Raw genomic sequence first — 19201 nt, 5'->3', positions numbered from 1 at the left:
CACAGCAGGGTTTTGCCGTGCAAAACCCTTGGACGCCGCCGGCGCGGCGAAGGACGGCATGCCGCCCGTCAAAACAGCGTAATCTGGCTGGTATCCGGCATGGCCCCGGAAAGCCAACGGCTTTCCGGGGGGCCCGGTTTCGTTCACCTGTGGGGCGGAATGGATCCGCCCCACAGCAAGGTTTTGCCGTGCAAAACCCTTGGACGCCGCCGGCGCGGCGAAGGACGGCATGCCGCCCGTCAAAACAGCGTAATCTGGCTGGTATCCGGCATGCCGTCCAGAGCGCCGGCGGCCTTGAGCTGTTCGATATGGGTCTTGGACACCTTGGGACACGCGGCGGAGAACTCCTCGATGGAAATAAACTGCTTGCCCTCCCGCTGTTCCATGATGGACCAGGCCGCCGTCTCGCCCAAACCCGGAATCGAAGTAAAGGGCGGAAGCAGGCTCTTCTTTTCCCGGTCCATCAGGAAATTGAGCGCGTGGGAGCGGTAGAGGTCCACATGCTCGAAGTGAAAGCCCCGGAGGTAAAACTCGTAGACCACCTCCAGCGTGACCAGCATATCCTCCTCCACCGCCGAGGGGTTCTCCTTGCTCTTGATCTCTCTCATCTTCGCCTTGCAGGCGTCCATCCCCCAACACATGCAGGTGGCGTCGAAGGCCTTGGCCCGGATGGAGAAATAGGCGGCGTAGAAGGCCAGCGGTTCATGGACCTTGAACCAGGCAATGCGGAACGCCATCATCACGTAGGCCACCGCATGGGCTTTGGGGAAGAGATATTTGATCTTCTTGCAGGAGCCGATGTACCACTCCGGCACCCCCGCGGCGATCATTTCCTCCTCCGCACCGTCGGGCAGGCCCCGGCCCTTCCGCACCGCCTCCATGATCTTGAAGGAACGCTTTTCCGGCATGCCGCAGGAGATCAAGAAGAGCATGATATCGTCGCGGCAGCCGATGGCCTGGCCGACCGGGATCCCCTGATCCACGATCAGATCCTTGGCGTTGCCCAGCCACACGTCGGTTCCATGGGAAAAGCCGGACAGCCGGACCAGGATATCGAATTCGCTGGGCTGGGTATCCACCAGCATGCCCCGGACGAAGGAAGTACCGAACTCCGGGATGGCCACCGCGCCGGTGGGGCCCAGAACCGGGTCGTCCACAAAGCCCAGCACTTCGGAGGAGGTGAAGATGCTCATGGTCCCCGCGTCGTCCAGGGGGATCTTCTGCGGGTCTACCCCGGTCAGATCCTGGAGCATGCGGATCATAGTGGGGTCGTCGTGTCCCAGCATATCCAGCTTTAAAAGGTTGGACTCCATGGAGTGATATTCAAAATGGGTGGTGACGATATCGGTGCCCGTATCGTCCGCCGGATGCTGCACCGGGCAGAAATCGTAGATCTCCCGGTTCTGCGGGATGACCACCATGCCGCCGGGGTGCTGGCCGGTGGTGCGCTTGACGCCGGTACAGCCCTGGGCCAGGCGGTTTTCTTCCGCCCGCGTGGCGTGCATGCCCCGCTCATCCATATACTTCTTCACATAGCCGAAGGCCGTTTTTTCCGCCACGGTGCCGATGGTGCCCGCCCGGAACACGTGGGTCTGCCCGAAGAGCTCAAAGGTATAGCGGTGGGCGTTGGCCTGGTACTCGCCGGAGAAATTCAGGTCGATATCGGGCACCTTGTCGCCGCCAAAGCCCAAAAAGGTCTCAAAGGGGATATTGAAGCCGTCCTTCTCATACCGCGCGCCGCATACGGGACATGCGGCGTCCGGCATATCCGCACCGCAGCCCGCCCCCAGCTGCTTTGCGCTCTCGAAGTCAGAGTGCTTGCACTTGGGACAGCGGTAATGGGGGGGCAGGGAATTGACCTCCGTGATGCCCGACATGAAGGCCACCAGGGAGGAACCCACTGAGCCCCGGGAGCCTACCAGGTAGCCGTGAGCCAGAGAATCCTGCACCAGCTTCTGCGCGGACATGTAGATCACGTCGTATTTACACTTGATGATATCCCCCAGCTCGGCGTTGATCCGGTCCACCACGATCTGAGGCGGCTGCTCTCCGTAAAGGGCTTTCGCTTTCTCCCAGACCAGCCGGGTCAGCTCCTCTGCGGAGTTCTCGATCTTGGGGGCGAACAGGCCCTTGGGCAGGGGCACCACGTCCTCGCACCAGTCGGCCACCAGGTTGGTGTTGCGCACCACCACGTTGTAGGCCTCCTCCTTCCCCAGGTAGGAGAACTCCTCCAGCATCTCCGTGGTGGTCTTGAAGTAAATGGGCAGGCTGGAATCCGCATCCTCAAAGCCCTTGGAGGCCAGCAGCACATGGCGGTAGATCTCGTCCTCCGGGTCCAAAAAATGCACGTCTCCGGTGGCGCATACCGGCTTGTCCAGGGCGCGCCCCAGCGCCACGATGGTACGGTTGAAGTCCCGGATCTCCTCCTCGCTCTTCACAATGCCCTTGCGCAGCATAAAGGCGTTGTTGCACACCGGCTGGATCTCCAGAAAGTCGTACCAGGAGGCGATGCGCTTGAGCTCGTCGAAGTCCTTGCGCTTGACGACCGCCTCGTAAAGCTCTCCCGCTTCACAGGCAGAGCCCAAAATCAGCCCCTCCCGGAACTGATTGATCGCGCTCTTGGGCATGATGGGATAGCGCTTGAAATGCTCCAGGTGGGCGTCGGAGATGAGCCGGTACAGGTTGCGCAGGCCCAGCTGGTTCTTGGCCAGCACGATCAGGTGCTTGGGCTGGCGGCGGGCCTTGCCGCCCCCCCGCAGCTGGGTCATGGCGGGGTTGATCTGCCGGAGGGTATGTACGCCTCTGTCCTCCAGCATCTTAAAAAACGGGACCAGCATGTAGCCCACTGTGGCCGCGTCGTCGTAGGCACGGTGGTGGTTGAAGGCAGGCAGGTTCAGGTGGCCCGCCACAAGATCCAGCTTGTATTTGCCCAGCTCGGGCAGCAGATTCTGGGCCAGGATCAGCGTATCAATGGAGGTCGGCGCAAAAGGGCGGCCCATTCTGCGGCAGCCCTCGGCGATAAAGCCAAGGTCGAATTCCGCGTTATGGGCGGCCAGCGGCCGGCCGGCCGCGAAGTCCAGGAAGGCCCCGATGGCCTCCGCCTGGGAGGGGGCGCCCTCCAGCATCGCGTCGGTGATGCCGGTCAGCTCGCTGATTTCCCGGGAAAGGGGGCGGCCCGGGTCGGCAAACGTGGAAAACTGCTCGGTCACCCGGCCGTCCCGCAGCACCACCGCGCCGATCTCGGTAATCGCGTCGGTCCGCTTGTCCAATCCGGTGGTCTCGATATCGAAGCAGACGATCTCGCCGGTAAAATCCTGCTCCCCTTCCCCGTGGACCACCACCCGGTCGTCCACATCATTGATGTAATAGGCCTCCACACCGTAGAGGACCTTGATCTTTTTGGCGGAGTGCCAGGCGTCCGGGAACGCCTGGGCCACGCCGTGATCCGTGATGGCAATGGCCCGGTGCCCCCAGGCCTCCGCCCGTTTCACCACGTTTTTGTCCGGCCCGGCCTTGGGACTGACCTGGGTCAGGGCGTCCATAGAGGACATGGTGGTATGCAGGTGCAGTTCCACCCGCTTTTCCGGTGCGTCGTCGGTCTTCTGCGCTTTCTGTCCCTCCATGATGGCATACGGCTCCAGCACCATGTCGCCGGTAAAGCGGTCGATGTTCAGCTTGCCCTGGAGGTACAGATGCTGGCCCTTTTTTACCCCGTCCACGATGGCCTTTCCCTCGTCGCCGGGAAAAAACTTGGACACCCGCACCGAGCCGGTATAGTCGGTCACATCGAAGCAGACGACCCAGGCCCCCCGCTTTTTCAGCTCCCGGTGGTCCACGGCGAAGACGTCGCCCTTGACCACCACCGTCCCCATATCCAGCTCCAGGGAGCCCATGGGGATGGGCTCCTTCTTGATGGCATGCTGGCCGTAGATCAGCTGCTTTTTCCCCCCTGCGGATTTGGGGGCATGCTCCTTCGGCCTGGCCAGCTTGAGCTTTTTCAGGGCCTCCCGCCGGATCGCCTCGGTACGGGCGAAGGGGTCGTCGGCCGTGACAACGGCGGCGGGCGGCGGCGCGGCCGCCTGCTCCCGCTCTGAAGCCGGCAGGGGCGGCGCCGCGCTCCCCTCCGTCAGGTCCAGCTCCACTCGCTCCACCCGGTAGGCCAGGGCCAGGCTGCGCTCCAGCATGGCTTTTACCGGCGCTTCCGGCGCACGGGCGCACTCCACCTCCGCGCGGATGGAACGGGCGGCCTTGTCGACGACGGCGCGGGTCACCATGAGCCCCTCCGCGATCCCGGCCAGCTCGCCGCCCGGCTTCCAGGCGGAAAACAATGTTAGAAACGGTATCTTCTGTGCTTCCGGCATGGTTCCAATTCTCTCCTAAACTCCAGTCCGGGCGGCCCCGGGCCGCCCCTGCAGGTGGTACATGCGGGCAGGCCGGCGGCGGCGGAACGGCAAACGACGGCAGGGCCGTCCTTTCGCCGGTACTCCGGCCGGCACGCGCATCACAGCGTATCGATCAGCAAAAACAGCTCGTCCACCAGCGCCTGCTGGGGAACCTTTTTCACGATCTCGCCCTTACGGAACAAAAGGCCCTCGCCGTCTCCGCCGGCGATGCCCACATCGGCGGCGGACGCCTCGCCGGGACCGTTGACCACGCACCCCATCACCGCCACGGTGATGGGCTTATGGACCCCCTTCAGCCGCTCCTCCACCTGGCCGGCCAGGCCGATCAGGTCGATGCGGGTGCGCCCGCAGGTGGGACAGGCGATCAGATCGGGCTCCCCCCGCCCCAGGCCCACTGCCTTCAAGATATCCTTTGCCGCGCGAACCTCCTCCACCGGGTCGGCAGAGAGGGACACCCGGAGCGTATCTCCGACGCCAAGGGCCAGCAGGCCCCCGATCCCCACGGCCGATTTAAGCGTACCCATACGCAGGGTGCCCGTCTCGGTCACGCCGAGGTGCAGGGGATAATCGCTTTCCTCCGCCATCCGGCGGTAGGCCGCCATGGTGACCGGTACGCTGGAGGACTTGAGGGACACGCAGATATCGGTAAAGTCGTACCGCTCCAGCAGGGCAATGTGGCCGAAGGCGGACTCCACCAGCGCTTCGGCGGTCACTCCGCCGTATTTCGCCAGGATGGGCTTTTCCAGCGAGCCGCCGTTGACTCCGATGCGGATGGGGATGCCGCGCCGCCGGCAGGCTTGGGCCACCGCTTTCACCCGGTCTTCTCCGCCGATGTTGCCGGGGTTGATGCGCACCTTGTCGCACCCCGCCGCAATGCATTCCAGGGCCAGCCGGTAGTCGAAGTGGATATCCACCACCAGCGGGATGGAAATGCGCTCCCGAATGGCGCCCACGGCCCGTGCGGCGGCCCGGTCGGGCACCGCCACCCGGACGATCTGGCAGCCCGCCGCCTCCAGGCGCCGGATCTGCTCCACGGTGGCCGCCACGTCGTCGGTGCGGGTGTTGGTCATGGACTGGATGCTCACCGGGGCGCCGCCGCCCACAGGAACGCCGCCGACCAAAATCTGTTTTGTCACTGTCCCGTCCCCCTCAGAAGAGCTTGACGACGTCGCTCACTGCCACCACCACCATCAATCCGATGAGGCAGCAGAACCCCGCCATATTGATATAGCCCAGATATTTTTGATTGATGCGCCGCCGGGTGAGCCGGTGCCACACGCCGTCCACCACCAGGAACAAAATCTGTCCGCCGTCCAGGGCCGGGATGGGCAGCAGGTTCATCACCGCCAAATTGATGGCGATGAAGGCCACAAAATTCAGGATATTCCGGACGGCCTCGCCCGCGCTCTCCGATTGGGCGCCCATCTCCCCCATGGCGTTGACAATCCCGATGGGGCCCGACATATCCCGCACCCCCACCGCGCCGGTGATCAGATCGCCCAGGCTCATCCACACCATACGCACATAGCTCACCGACTGATACCAGGCGTTCTTCAGCTTGAGGCCCAGCGTGGCCTCCTCCACCTGTCCGATATAGACGCCCCGCTTCTGGACTTGCTGGCCGTTCGCATCCGTCAGGGTGCGCACCGGCATGCTTACGCCGTTCAGCGTCACGCGCGCGCCGTCCCGGATCACCTCCAGGTCCACAGTGTCGCCCGCCCGGTCCAGATAGAGCAGCGCGTCGGCATTAAAATAGATGCGGTGGCCGTCCACCCGGTACAGCCGGTCGCCGGGCAGCAGGCCGGTCTGCTGAAGGTCCTCCGCGCCGGGCATATAGCCGGTGACCACCGGGGCCACGAACCCCTCCACCTGGGAAAAGAGGGCCAGGATCAGAACCACCCCGGCCGCAAAATTGAAGAAGGCCCCGGCCACCAGGATGAAAAACCGCTTCCAGGCGGGCTTGTTCCCAAAGGCCCTGGGGTCGTCGGAGTCCTCCCCCTCCCCCTCCATGGCGCAGAAGCCGCCGATGGGAAAGGCCCGGAGGGAATAGGACGTCTCCCCGCTCCGGCGGGAAAACAGCTGCGGCCCCATGCCGATGGCGAACTCGTTGACCCGGACTCCCAGCGCCTTGGCGGCAATAAAGTGGCCGAATTCATGGATGGCGATGAGCAGGCCGAACATCAGGACGGCGATGAGGATATAAACGATGGTCATAGAACGCTCCTTATTCATTGGGCGGATGCATCCGGGGCCGCCGTGGCCCTAAGGCCCCGGATGGGCTAAAAAGCGGTTTGGACCGGCCGGAGGAAAGCGGCGCAGCAGCAGACGGTGGCCCCGCCGCACCCGGGCGCTACGAAATCGCGATGGCGCGGGCCGCGGCGTCGGCCTCCAGAATATCCTCCAGCGTAGGCGCCTGGACCGCCGGCACCCCACGCAGCGCACGCTCCACCCGTTCCCCAATCCCGCCGAAGGAGCAGCGTCCGGCCAAAAACAGCCCCACCGCCGCCTCGTTGGCTCCGTTGAGCGCCGCCGTGGCCGTACCGCCGGTACGGGCGGCTTCCAACGCCAGGCGCAGGCAGGGAAACGCCTCGTAATCCGGTGCGCAGAAGGTCAGCGGCGGGCAGGACAGCAGGTCCAGCGGCTTTGCCGCCGCCGCCGTCCGCTCCGGCCACGTAAGGGCGTACTGGATCGGCAGGCGCATGTCGGGCGCGCCCAGCTGAGCCAGCACCGCATTATCACAGTATTCCACCAGGGAGTGGACTATACTCTCCCGATGGATCACAATGGAGATTTTTTCCGGCGGCATGCAATACAGCCGCATGGCCTCGATGAACTCCAGGCCCTTGTTCATGAGGGTGGCCGAATCAATGGTGATCTTGGCCCCCATGGACCAGTTGGGGTGCTTGAGCGCCTGCTCCCGGGTGGCGCGGGACACGCGCGTCCGGTCCCAGCCGAAGAAGGGCCCGCCGGAGGCGGTGAGGATCAGGCGCTTCACCTCTCCCCGGTCCCGGCAGCCCTGAAGGCACTGAAAAATGGCGGAATGCTCCGAATCCACGGGAACGAGCCGGGCGCCGCAGCGCTGCGCCTCGTCCAGCACCAGTTCCCCGGCGCATACCAGGGTCTCCTTATTGGCCAGGGCGACGCGCTTGCCCGCGCGGACGGCGGCCAGCGTAGGGCGCAGACCCACCATACCCACTACGGCGGTCAGTACGGTATCGGCCCCCTCCAGGGACGCCGCTTCCAGCAGCCCCTCCATGCCGGAGGCCACCCGCACCTGCGTATCCGCCAGCCGGACGCGCAGGTCGGCGGCGGCCGTCTCATCCATCAGCACGGCAAGCTCCGGAGCAAAGGCCCGGCACTGCGCCTCCAGCCGCTCCACATCCCGGTTGGCCGTCAGCGCGGCCACAGTCATGCCACAGGCGGCAATCACCTCCAGTGACTGCCGCCCGATGGAACCGGTAGAACCCAGCAGCGCGATCCTTCTGCTCATGCGCCCACCCCCACGGCGGGCAGGATGCGGATCAGAAGCTCGATCAGCGGGGCGCAGAAAATCACGCTGTCGAAGCGGTCCAGCACACCGCCATGCCCCGGGAAAATGTTGCCGAAGTCCTTGATGCCGTATTCCCGCTTGATATAGGAGAAGGACAGGTCCCCCAGCTGGGAGACCACGCTGCCCAGCGCGCCGTAGAGGGCCAGGGCGGCATAACTTACCTGCCAGCGGAAAGCGAACTGGAGCAGCGCGCCGTAGAGCACGCTGCACACCACCGCCCCAGCAAAGCCGCCCACAGCGCCCTCCACCGTCTTTTTGGGCGAGAGCTCCGGCGCCAGCTTATGCCTGCCGAACGCCATGCCGGCAAACAGGGCGAACGCGTCGCTGATAAAGGCCACGATAAAAGGCAGCACCACCAGCGCCTCCCAATTGCCCATCAGGCGGATGCGCAGGAAGGAGGACAGGAAAAAGGGGATGAAGACCGACAGGAAAAACGCCCCGCCCATCTTTTCCAGCGTGATGCGCTTGCGGCTGGCGATGGCCTCACAGAACAGCAGCAGCACGTAGACGAACAATCCGCACAGGGCGGGCAGCGGACGGCCGTCGTAGTAGACCCAGAAGGGGATCAGGCCCGCCAGCAAAATGGAGTAGCCGGAAATGCGGGGATGCTTCAAAAAGCTGGTGGACCACAGGGCCTCATGCACCGCGATCATGGAGAGGGCGGCGATGATGATCGGCAGGATGATGGGCCAGACCGGGGATATCCCATAGATCGCCGCCAGCAGCAGCGGGATAAAGATCACCGCCACCAGGACACGTTTCCCCACTCAAACACCTCCAAAACGGCGGGAGCGGCTCTGATAAGCCGCCAACGCCCGATGCAGCTCGTCTTTGGAAAAGTCGGGCCACAGCACGTCGGTAAAATAGAATTCCGCATAGGCGGACTGCCAGAGCAGGAAGTTGGAAATACGTACTTCCCCGCTGGGCCGGATGATCAGATCGGGATCGGGCACCCCGGCGGAGAACAGATACTGTCCAAAGGCCGCCTCGTCCAGAAAGCCCGGAGCGGTCTCCCCCGCGGCGCAGGCGGCGGCAAACGCCTTACACGCCCGAATGATCTCGTCCCGGCCGCCATAGTTGAGACAGATGTTCACCTGCACGCCGTCGTAGTGCTTTGCGATCTCCTCCGTGCGCTCGCACAGCTCCCGCAGTTCCCGGGGCAGCGGCGTCAGGTCCCCGAAAAATTTCATCTTCACCCGGTCCCGCTCCATGCGGCCGATGGCCTCCAGCAGGTACTTCTTCAGCAGGCCCATGATGGCGGAGACCTCCTCCGCGGGGCGTTTCCAGTTTTCGGTTGAAAAGGCGTACACCGTCAGATACTCCAGGCCGATGTCCTTGCAGTAGGTGGCGATCGTACGGAAGGTCTCCGCCCCGGCCGCGTGACCCGCCGTACGGGGCAGGCCGCGCTTTTTCGCCCAGCGCCCGTTGCCGTCCATTATGATGGCCACATGCCGGGGCAGGCGCTCAAAATCCACCTGAGGCACAGGGGCCTGCTTTGGTTTTAAAAATGCCATATTCCATCCTACCCGGTCCAATAATAGTGTGCGGGACACCGCCGTGCCCCGCACAGCCCCCGATCCCGGGGGCAACGGGGGCGAAGGCCCCCAAAACACGCCGCAGCGTGCCGATCCTTTACCGTTTCCCGCCGGACCTTAAGGCACGGCCGTCTCCCAAAGGCGGCGGCAGACGCGCCGCGGCCGCGCCTGCGGCGCCCGGAAGGGCTCACACCGCCATGAGCTCCGTTTCCTTCTTCGCCGTCAGCTCGTCGATCTGCTTGCAGCGCTTCTCAGTCAGGTCCTGAAGCTCTTTTTCGAACTCCTTGCGGTCATCCTCGGTGATCTCAGACTTCTTCTCCATGGCCTTGAACTTGTCCATGGCGTCCCGCCGGATGTTGCGGATGGCCACTTTCCCGTTTTCGCCGTACTTTTTGACCTGTTTGGTCAGTTCCTTGCGGCGCTCCTCCGTGAGCTGGGGGAAGGCCAGGCGGATAACGCGGCCGTCGTTCTGGGGATTGATGCCCAGATCGGAGGACTGGATGGCCTTTTCAATGGCCTTGAGCAGGCTTGCGTCCCAGGGCTGGATCATCAGGCTGCGGGGATCGGGCGAGGAGATGGCCGCCACCTGATTGATCGGGGTGGCGGTGCCGTAATAGTCCACGGTGATCTTATCCAGCACGGCGGCGTTGGCCCGCCCGGCCCGGACGCTGGCGAAATCGCCCATGACCACCTCGATGGTCTTCTGCATCTTTGCGTCGAATTCCTGATTGACTTCCTTCATCTCACGGTTCCTCCTTGACAATCGTTCCTATTTTTTCACCCAGGACCACCCGCAGAATGTTCTCAGGGTCCTTCAGGGCAAAGAGGATCACTGGGATCTTATTGTCCATGGACAGGGACGTGGCGGTGGAGTCCATCACCTCCAGATGCTTGGCCAGCACGTCGTCGTAGGTGATAGTATCGTATTTGACCGCGCTGGGGTCCTTCCGGGGGTCGGCGCTGTACACGCCGTCGATGTTCTTGGCCAGCAGGATGGCGTCGGCGTCGATCTCAGCCGCCCGCAGCACAGCCGCAGTATCGGTGGAAAAGAAGGGGTTGCCCGTGCCGCAGCCAAAGATGACCACGCGGCCCTTCTCCATATGCCGGATCGCCTTGGAGCGGATGTAGGGCTCTGCGATGGAGCGCATTTCGATGGCGGTCTGCACGCGCACATCCACGCCCTTCTGCTCCAGCACGTCCGCTACGGCCAGTGCGTTGATGGTGGTAGCCAGCATGCCCATATGGTCGGCCCTGGTACGCTCCATCCGGTCGCCGCCGTCCTTCAGGCCACGCCAGAAATTACCGCCGCCGACCACAACGCCCACCTGGACGCCCAGATCCACACACTTTTTGATCACGTCGCATACGCTGCCGATCACGTCGAAATCCAGCCCGCGGCTTGCCTCCCCTGCCAGAGCCTCGCCGCTGACCTTCAGAAGCACCCGCCTGTACTGCGGTTCGCTCATAGTTCCAACCCCTTCTGCATGGTATTTTGATCCTCCCTATTTTAATATAGTTTTCCACTTTTGCATAGAGGCTAGGCTAAAGTTTTTACAATTTGTTCGCAATCCTTTCCCCGTAAAAAACCGCCGGGAAGCTTCGCTTCCGCCGGCCGGGACGCGCCGCCCTCTTGCCGGATCCCCGGACTGCCCCGCAGCGGCCAAAGAACGCGGAGCACGGAAAAGTGCCGGACACGCCTGTGTCCGGCACTCGAAAGCCCTCTGCGATTTACTTGCCCAGCTGCTTGGCGATCTCCTCGGCGAAGTTCTCCTGCTTCTTCTCGATGCCCTCGCCCTTCTCGAAGCGGACCGCGTCCTTCAGCTTGATCGTGCCGCCCAGCTCCTTGGCGACCTTCGCGGCATACTGCTCCACGCTCATGGAGTTGTCCTTCACGAACTCCTGCTGGAGCAGGCAGTTCTCCTTATAGAACTTGCCCAGCTTGCCCTGCACGATGCCTTCCTTGACCTTCTCCGGCTTGGCGGCCATCTTGGGGTCGTTCTCCATCTGGACCAGCATGATCTTCTTCTCCTCGTCCAGAACATCCTGGCTCACCTGGCTCTTGTCCAGGAAGCGGGGGTTCAGGGCGGCGATCTGCATGGCCATGTCCTTGCCCACCTCGTTGACCTGCTCGGCGGAGAGGCTGGTCTCCAGGTTCACCAGCACGCCGATCTTGCCGCCGGCGTGGATATAGGGGACGGAAACGCCCTCGGTGAAGAACGCAAACCGGCGGACCTTGATGTTCTCGCCGATGACCAGGACCATCTCCTGCTGCTCCTCCTGGACGGTACGGCCATTCCCATAGGGAGCGGCCATCAGGGCGTCCAGATCGGCGGGCTTCTCCTTGGCCACGACGGCGGCCACGCCCTTAACGAAGTCCACGAACTTCTCGTTCTTGCCCACGAAGTCGGTCTCGGCGTTGACCTCGACCACCACGCCCACGCCGTCGATGACGCCGGCGTAAGCCATGCCCTCGGCGGCGATGCGCCCGGCCTTCTTCTGAGAAGCGGCCAGGCCCTTCTCCCGCAGAAGCTCAACCGCCTTGTCCATATTGCCCTCGGCCTCGGTGAGGGCCTTTTTGCAGTCCATCATACCCACGCCGGTCATTTCGCGCAGGGTCTGTACGTCTTTCGCAGTGATTGCCATGATCACATACCTCCAAATTTCGTTCGTAGATAAAAGGAGCGCCCGCCCGCGCGGGCGGGCGCTTCCTGAATGCATACAAAATCCGTTGTTACTCAGCGGCGGGAGCGGCGGGCTCCGCGGCGGCGTCCTGGCCCTGCTTGCCCTCCTGGATGGCGTTGGCCATGACGGAGGAGATCAGCTTGATGGCGCGGATGGCGTCGTCGTTGCCGGGAATGACATAGTCGATCTCGTCGGGATCGCAGTTGGTGTCCACGATGGCCACGATGGGGATGTGCAGCTTGCGGGCCTCGTTAATGGCGTTGCGCTCCTTGCGGGGGTCCACCACGAACAGCGCGCCGGGGAGCTTCTTCATCTCCACCACGCCGCCCAGGTACTTCTCCAGCTTGGCGATCTCGCCCAGATGCTTGATGACTTCCTTCTTGGGCAGCATGTCGAAGGTGCCGTCCTCCTGCATCTTCTTGAGCTGGTTGAGACGGTCCACACGGCCGCGCATGGTCTTGAAGTTGGTGAGCATGCCGCCCAACCAGCGGGCGTTCACATAATACATGCCCACGCGCTCGGCCTCTTCCTTGATGGCCTCCTGCGCCTGCTTCTTGGTGCCGACAAACAGCAGGGACTGACCGGTCTCGCCCAGGGAACGGACGAAGTTATAGGCCTCTTCCAGCTTCTTGACGGTCTTCTGCAGGTCGATGATATAGATGCCGTTGCGCTCGGTGTAGATATAGGTGGCCATCTTGGGGTTCCAGCGGCGGGTCTGGTGGCCAAAGTGGACACCCGCCTCGAGAAGCTGCTTCATGGATACGACTGCCATAGGGATATTCCTCCTTTAATTGTTGATTCCTCCACCCGCATCTTCCGAAGCAGGCCGACCTCTGATCCCAGAGGCACCCGGCCCTCCGTCCGCGGGTGTGCGTAATCACATGCTGGAGTATTTTAGCACAGCATGCCCCTATTTGCAAGCTTTTTTTCATTTGGCCGGGCTTTTACTGCAGTTTATGGTCTTTCTCAAATACTCTGTCCTTTCCAATCTGATGCGCTGCCCATACAAACTATTTAATCGACAATTTTTTTGCACAATTTTTGTTTCTTTTTACAGTATCTTTAGGCTTTCTTTTTTATCTTATTGACCTATTATATAAAATATTAAAGAACTTTTTGGCGTTTTCTACAAAAATATGTATTTGTTACTTTGTTAGCACATACCACAAAGTTATTTGCTTACATATTTGTACGTATTGCCTGTCAGCTATTTCTTAATTAAACTATTGGCATAAAGCAATGTTAAGTTGATCAATTGGAAACTAGCTGCAACACATCCCAGCATATTAAAACTGCGTGTTTTTACTATAGCGGCACCATCATACATGCTTTATTTCATAAAGCATGATATCTATCTTTAAAGGTTATCATGGAAGGCGCGCCTTCCATGCCGTTGGACGTCCAACGGCAAAAATTTTGCCGCTACCTCAGAAAATATCCTTGGGTACAATTTTGAAAGCACCCTGCCTAGCAAATTACTTAAACGCCTAGCGTCAAATGTGCAAAGTATGACCACATACCATCACATAACACGAGATCACTTCATAATTGCAGAGGTTCCAATTAGGCCGTGGTTCCTAACCCGGTCTATGTCGAACGCATAGACAAACGGCCTGTTTAATCCCAATGTTTCTACATCGGCAAAGGGGTTATCCAGTAGAAAGGGAGGTGAAACGTGAGCTTACAAATACAAATATGGAGACAACTACAAGCAAGTGAAGGAGCCAAAAATCTTTTTACCAAAGGAGCGATTTCATTATGGTCAAGCGTACTGTTGCAGATTTGAAGCCTTATAACGCCCCTGGTCATTTCAACATGGTCGCCATGCGGATCCATGGCAAGGAAGAGACCGGAGCCGAGAAGTTCTGGATCGGCGTTTCCACCTTCCTGCCCGGCGGCGGAGCAGCGTGGGATGAGTCCAGCCCCCAGGAGAAGGTCTATTATGTACTTGAGGGTTCCATGACTGTTACCGACAAGAACAACGAGAAGCATATTGTTAATGCCGGAGAAGCTATTTCTTTCCGTCCCAACGAGGGACGCAGTCTCCTCAATGAGACCAATCTGCTTGCGCGGATGTTGGTTATCGGTAACTACACCTAAGATCGGATCTGTTTTACATTGTGCAACCTTTTAGGGATGAACTGAAATAATGAGTAAGGATGTGGATACTTATGAAAAAAGCTATTGCCCTGTTTCTGGCCCTCTCAATGGTCATTTCCCTCGCCGCCTGTAGCGGCGGTAGCCAAGGAACTTCCGGTAATACAACTCCCCCCACCAATAGCGGAGCCCCTAGTAATGACACCAATTCTCCTTCCGATGGTCCTACCTATCACTGGCAGGTTGGCAACGTCCTAGCTGCCGACCAGCCTTGGGATCTTGGCTTAGTGAAATTCGCTGAATTGCTAAATGAGTATTCCGGCGGCCGCATGGAGTTGACCGTTCAAAGCGGCGGCGTTCTAGGTTCCGAAATTGCGATGTTAGAGTCCGTTCAAATGGGGACTCTGGATTTTTCTATCTGTTCTACCCCCTCTATGTCGGGCTTTGTAGATAGTCAGAACTACTTTGATCTCCCCTATTTGTTCCAGTCCGTGGAGGATGCTTGGGCTATCATGGATGATTGGCTGGCTGCCGACCGTTGTGCCGCTCTGGAAGGCAGTGGTTTTAAGGGGCTCGGTTATTTTGAAAATGGCACCTACATGGTAGGCAGCAACGTCCGCATCGAGCATCCCGAAGATATGCAGGGTGTCCGTGTCCGCTCTCACTCCTCCAACTTGCAATCCGATTCTTTTGCTGCCATCGGGGCAATGCCCCTGTCCGTGGCTTGGGGCGACATCTATACCTCCCTGCAGCAACATACCATTGACGCCGTGTCCGGCACTACTTTGACGAATATGTATGGCGGTAAGTTCTACGAGCAGGTCAAATATATCACCATGACCAACCACCACTTTATCCCTTCCTTGGTGGTAATGAACGAAGATTTGTGGAATTCTCTGTCCTCCGAGGATCAGGAAATCGTTCAAAAAGCTTTTAACGAGGCCGTTGTATATCAGCGCGAGATTGCCTTTGAGTATGCTGAAACTTATAAAAACAATATTGTAGACTCTGGTGTGGAAATCATCGATGTAGACACAGCTGAGTGGGCCGAGGCTATGTCCTCCGTGTACGATAAGTATGTGGGGACTGTCGGCATTGATGCCGATATGATTACCCGTATTCAGGAGGCTGAGGCAGCTCTCCAGTAACTCTGGTTTTACTTTGCCTACAATTTGTTCAAATACCGCGCGGAGGATATGTGGCTAAGACTAGCCGCTGTCCTCCGCGCACTAAAATGCGCATAGCATAAATAAGCCGCGTGGGGGAGTTGAGTGTTGAAATGTCCGTCGTAAAAAAGATAGGAAAAGTAATTGGCGGAGTTGAAGAGTGGGTCGCCATGATATCTTTTATTGCCATGGTAGTAGTCACTATCGCCATTGTGTTGTGCCGCTATGTCTTCAAGATTGAGTTCATGCAGGGCGAGGAGATTGCGCGTTATCTGATGATTTGGTGCGGCTATAGCGGAGCAGCTTACTGCTTCCGTACCCACGGCCATGTGGGTGTCGTGGTTTTTTCCGAGATGCTACCCGCATCTTGGCATCCATGTATTAAAAAAATCCGTAATATCTTTACAGCAGTTATTGTTATTGGGGTGTTCTTTTTCGCCTGCATGTGTTTCAACAAATATCTCAGTAGCGCCCAATTGACCACTGCTACCCGGATTCCCATTGCGTTCATCTTTATCGTTATCCCCATTTCTATGGCTCTAAGTGTTATTCACACTATTACAGATGTAATTTGCGACTTTATGCCCAACCGTAAGGAGCCGAAGGAGGTCACGGAATAATGGAATGTGCCATTCTCTTTATTGTATTTGTTGTTCTGTTGGTTTTTGGTGTACCTATCGCCTTGTGCCTAGTCGCGGCTGGGGCCCTTGTCATCTTGGCCGGAGGCGATATCAGCCCCATCATCATCGGCCAGCGCATGTTCGGCTCTCTGGACAGCTTCACAATTATGGCCATTCCACTGTTTATGTTAGCAGGCAACCTAATGTCCTCCGGCGGTATCTCCCGCCGACTAGTCAATTTTTGTAACGCTATTCTGGGGTGGATGCCCGGCGGGCTGGGCGTAGTAGCTGTTTTCGCCTGCATGCTCTTTGGTGCCCTGTCCGGTTCCCCCACTGCTACCTGTGCCGCTATCGGAAGTATTATGGTTCCCTCCATGATTGAGGCAGGTTATAGTAAGCGCTTTTCCCTGGCGACCGTGGCAGTGGCCGGTATACTGGGTTGTATTATCCCCCCCTCCACCGTCATGGTATCCTACTCGTCCGTCAGCGACGCCTCTGTAGGCTCCATGTTCATGGGTGGCATTCTTCCCGGTATTTTAATGGGGCTCGCCATGGCGGTTATTCCGATTCAGTATGGCATCAAGCACCAAGCAGAAATACCCCGTATTAAATTCAGCCTGCGCAATCTGGGCAAGAGCACTGTGGATGCCATTGGCGCTCTTTTGATGCCCATCATTATTCTGGGCGGTATCTACGGCGGTATTTTTACTCCTACTGAGGCTGCCGGTGTGGCCTGTGCCTATGGTCTCATTGTAGGTATGTTTATCTACCGCGAGTTGCGGCTCAAGGAACTGAAGAACGTTTTGATGGGCGCCTCTTCCTCCACGGGCATGGTTCTATTTATTATGGCCTGTGCTGCTGTATTCGGGTTTGTTATGGCTCGCTACCAAATCACCAATGCAATTGCAGAGTTTATCATGAGCATCTGTCCCAACAAGTATATTTTCCTGCTGTTGGTCAATATCCTGCTCCTCATCGTAGGCTGTTTCATGGAGACCACCGCAGCTATCCTGATTCTAGCTCCTATTTTCGCTCCTATCCTAACCGCCTTTGGCATACATCCCGTCCATTTCGGCGTGGTGATGTGCATCAACCTAGCTATTGGTTGCGCCACTCCTCCCCTGGGCCTCAATTTGTTTGTGGCCGCCGGGCTCACTAAGGACAAGGTGGAGGTTGTAATCAGCAAGCATACAGTTCAGTACATTTTGCTCAGTATTGCCATTCTATTTCTTATTACTTACGTCCCCGATTTGGTTATGGCTATCCCCAACTCCATGATGGGCTAACCGACTAGCTCCCCGCTAATAACGCACCTGCGGCAACTTTGCTGCAGGTGCGTTTTTTTGCAGCCTACTAGCCCTTGGCTTCCTTCGCGGATGAAAATCTGCAGATGCCGATTGCTTTCAAGCCAGTATAAATTACAGATAAAGCATCACATACCGAATAGGTAATATCCGTGTTTGGTCCTGTTGACACTACTGTAGAAATCCAGTTTATTCTTGACTAATCTCAAAAATTTTTGCCCCCATAAAAGAGGTTGGCTCCCCTCACTCCTTAGCCAGCTGTCTCCCGTTCATTCTTGCTAAAATTTTTCAAAATGTTTCAAAATGCACCGCGATCTTCACCATGGACTCCTGCACGGCCTCCTCGGCCAGCAGCATCAGGCACAGCGTCAGCATATCCGCCCTCCTCTTCGCATCCGTTTAGCCTCAGTATAGCACATCCCGCCCGGCTGTAAAACCGTTTCGTCTGTCTCTATCCATTTGTTCAAAAGTAATACAACTGTATCTTTCCCTGCGGGGACCCTGCGCCCAAACCGGCCCGTCCTGTCGTGGGTCAGGGGCGCAAATCCCGCTTTTTACGATTTGGCACGATTCTTGCAATATATGCAGCGCAAGAGAGGAGGTTTCACTGTATGGGAAGGAAAATCCCCATCACCCCGGAGCAGGAGGCCCTGCCGATCAGCAAGTATTACCACAGGGAGCCGGCCCCGATCCCGGCGGAAAAGCTGGCGCTGCTGGCCAAGGGCCCCTGCGATCCCGGCTGCGCGCTGGACATCCACCACCGCAACGACCTGTTTCTGTCCGGCTACCTGCCGGTAGAGACCGGCTACTGCGTGCTGGAGGACGGCACCGGCTTCGTTGCGAATCATACGGCCATGCCCGGCGTCACAGCGGAGATGTTCGACTGGTGGTTCGCCTGGCACGGCTGCGGCCCCCTGCGCTATACCATATGGGACCCGGAGGACCACACCGGCGCCGTGTCCCTCAACTATGGACAGGCCCGCTGCGCCGCCCTGTCCATGAAGGAGCGCTACTGGGGCACCACCCACATCATCCGGGAGGACATCGGCATGGGCGCCGACGAGCTCTTTGCCAGCTTCCGGGAACCCCGCGAGCTGGGCTATGAGCAGGACAAGATCGGCACGGACGCCTGCTCCACCATCGTCTGCGCCAACTCAGGCACCACCAGGTCCGCCCAGATGAGCGTGGTGATGACCCATTTCCTGCGCAGCGTCCCCGGCGGCAGCGAGCTGCGCACCCGCTTCTGGATGGGCTGGCACATCATCTCCGGCAAGGCCCGCCGGATGCTGCCCGAGGGGGCGGCGCTGCCCATTGAAGTCCCCCGCGCCCTGGTCTACCACAACGCAAAGGAATTCACCAACCTGGCCGCCATCCTGCCCCAGGTCTACGCCGAGGAACGGGACCGTTTCTGAGCGGGCGGATGCTCCAACGTTTTTCACTCTACCGTCTTTTTACTACACGACAGGAGGAATCGTTCATGAATCAAGCACCTGACAAACAGCTCACCAACAGCAATTTCGGCAAGTGGGGCTGGAGTATGATCCTTTACTCCATGCTGCTCTACTACTTCTGGGCCGGCCTGGCCGTGGACGGCCTGAACGTCTACCCGGGCGCCTTCGCCGCTCTGCACGGCTGGGATCCCAACGTACTGCTGGGCTTCGCCACCCCCGCCGGCATCATCGGCGTGCTGGGCGGCATCGTCTTCGGCCGCCTGGTCATGAAGACCGGCGTGCGCATCCTGTGCACCTTTACCCTGGTCCTCACCGGCCTGCTCTACATCTGGTTCGGCCACGTGAACTCCCCCGTGCTGTTTTTGGTCTGCCTGACCCTGTTCACCTTTATTT

The 19201-nt window shown here is 59.3% G+C and carries 15 protein-coding genes and 1 pseudogene; 6 read left to right on the top strand and 10 right to left on the bottom strand.

Annotation, left to right across the window (positions count from 1 at the left end):
- Nucleotides 1-239: 239 nt before the first annotated feature.
- From NE547_RS14790 to rpsB, 10 genes are all read right to left on the bottom strand, one after another.
- Entirely contained in the window at nucleotides 240-4361 is a 4122-nt protein-coding gene (locus tag NE547_RS14790; RefSeq protein WP_256176283.1) for a PolC-type DNA polymerase III, read from the bottom strand.
- A gap of 140 nt (nucleotides 4362-4501) precedes the next feature.
- The gene (gene ispG / locus NE547_RS14785) at nucleotides 4502-5539 is read right to left on the bottom strand and encodes a flavodoxin-dependent (E)-4-hydroxy-3-methylbut-2-enyl-diphosphate synthase (RefSeq protein WP_256176282.1); all 1038 of its coding nucleotides are present in this window, start codon (nucleotides 5537-5539) and stop codon (nucleotides 4502-4504) included.
- Between the two features lie 13 nt (nucleotides 5540-5552).
- Nucleotides 5553-6617 (bottom strand): RIP metalloprotease, encoded by a 1065-nt coding sequence (locus tag NE547_RS14780; protein ID WP_186908701.1) that lies wholly within the window; start codon nucleotides 6615-6617, stop codon nucleotides 5553-5555.
- Between the two features lie 136 nt (nucleotides 6618-6753).
- Nucleotides 6754-7893, bottom strand: coding sequence for a 1-deoxy-D-xylulose-5-phosphate reductoisomerase (locus NE547_RS14775; RefSeq protein WP_186908700.1), 1140 nt, complete (start codon nucleotides 7891-7893; stop codon nucleotides 6754-6756).
- The gene (locus NE547_RS14770; protein ID WP_256176281.1) at nucleotides 7890-8720 is read right to left on the bottom strand and encodes a phosphatidate cytidylyltransferase; all 831 of its coding nucleotides are present in this window, start codon (nucleotides 8718-8720) and stop codon (nucleotides 7890-7892) included. The genes NE547_RS14775 and NE547_RS14770 overlap by 4 nt, the downstream gene beginning before the upstream one ends.
- Nucleotides 8721-9467 (bottom strand): isoprenyl transferase, encoded by a 747-nt coding sequence (locus tag NE547_RS14765; RefSeq protein WP_186908698.1) that lies wholly within the window; start codon nucleotides 9465-9467, stop codon nucleotides 8721-8723. It lies immediately after the preceding gene.
- Between the two features lie 208 nt (nucleotides 9468-9675).
- Nucleotides 9676-10230: a ribosome recycling factor gene (frr, locus tag NE547_RS14760; RefSeq protein WP_186908697.1), complete on the bottom strand. Its 555-nt coding sequence runs from the start codon at nucleotides 10228-10230 to the stop codon at nucleotides 9676-9678.
- Between the two features lies 1 nt (nucleotide 10231).
- Nucleotides 10232-10954, bottom strand: coding sequence for a UMP kinase (gene pyrH / locus NE547_RS14755; protein WP_186908696.1), 723 nt, complete (start codon nucleotides 10952-10954; stop codon nucleotides 10232-10234).
- Between the two features lie 262 nt (nucleotides 10955-11216).
- Nucleotides 11217-12131 carry a translation elongation factor Ts gene (tsf, locus tag NE547_RS14750; RefSeq protein WP_256176280.1) on the bottom strand — a complete coding sequence of 305 codons (915 nt, stop codon included), beginning with the start codon at nucleotides 12129-12131 and terminating at the stop codon, nucleotides 11217-11219.
- An 88-nt stretch (nucleotides 12132-12219) separates the two neighbouring features.
- On the bottom strand, nucleotides 12220-12942 hold the full coding sequence (gene rpsB, locus NE547_RS14745; RefSeq protein WP_186909057.1) for a 30S ribosomal protein S2: 723 nt from the start codon (nucleotides 12940-12942) through the stop codon (nucleotides 12220-12222).
- Between the two features lie 986 nt (nucleotides 12943-13928).
- On the opposite strand from rpsB, the gene NE547_RS14740 reads away from it, so the two are divergent.
- From NE547_RS14740 to NE547_RS14715, 6 genes and pseudogenes are all read left to right on the top strand, one after another.
- Nucleotides 13929-14270: a cupin domain-containing protein gene (locus tag NE547_RS14740; protein WP_186909056.1), complete on the top strand. Its 342-nt coding sequence runs from the start codon at nucleotides 13929-13931 to the stop codon at nucleotides 14268-14270.
- A gap of 71 nt (nucleotides 14271-14341) precedes the next feature.
- Nucleotides 14342-15415 carry a TRAP transporter substrate-binding protein DctP gene (locus NE547_RS14735; RefSeq protein ID WP_256176279.1) on the top strand — a complete coding sequence of 358 codons (1074 nt, stop codon included), beginning with the start codon at nucleotides 14342-14344 and terminating at the stop codon, nucleotides 15413-15415.
- Between the two features lie 131 nt (nucleotides 15416-15546).
- Entirely contained in the window at nucleotides 15547-16053 is a 507-nt protein-coding gene (locus NE547_RS14730; RefSeq protein WP_186909054.1) for a TRAP transporter small permease, read from the top strand.
- On the top strand, nucleotides 16053-17339 hold the full coding sequence (locus tag NE547_RS14725) for a TRAP transporter large permease (RefSeq protein WP_256176278.1): 1287 nt from the start codon (nucleotides 16053-16055) through the stop codon (nucleotides 17337-17339). The genes NE547_RS14730 and NE547_RS14725 overlap by 1 nt, the downstream gene beginning before the upstream one ends.
- Nucleotides 17340-17968: 629 nt before the next feature.
- Nucleotides 17969-18769, top strand: coding sequence for a DAPG hydrolase family protein (locus NE547_RS14720; RefSeq protein ID WP_256176277.1), 801 nt, complete (start codon nucleotides 17969-17971; stop codon nucleotides 18767-18769).
- Between the two features lie 65 nt (nucleotides 18770-18834).
- Nucleotides 18835-19201 (top strand): annotated as a pseudogene (locus NE547_RS14715) (hypothetical protein); the annotation flags it as partial.

The organism is Flavonifractor sp. DFI.6.63, from assembly GCF_024462255.1.
In the GTDB taxonomy this organism is placed as follows: Bacteria; Bacillota; Clostridia; order Oscillospirales; family Oscillospiraceae; genus Lawsonibacter_A; species Lawsonibacter_A hominis.
Note: the sequence above shows the minus strand (reverse complement) of the source record. Positions and strands in the feature narration are given on the sequence as shown.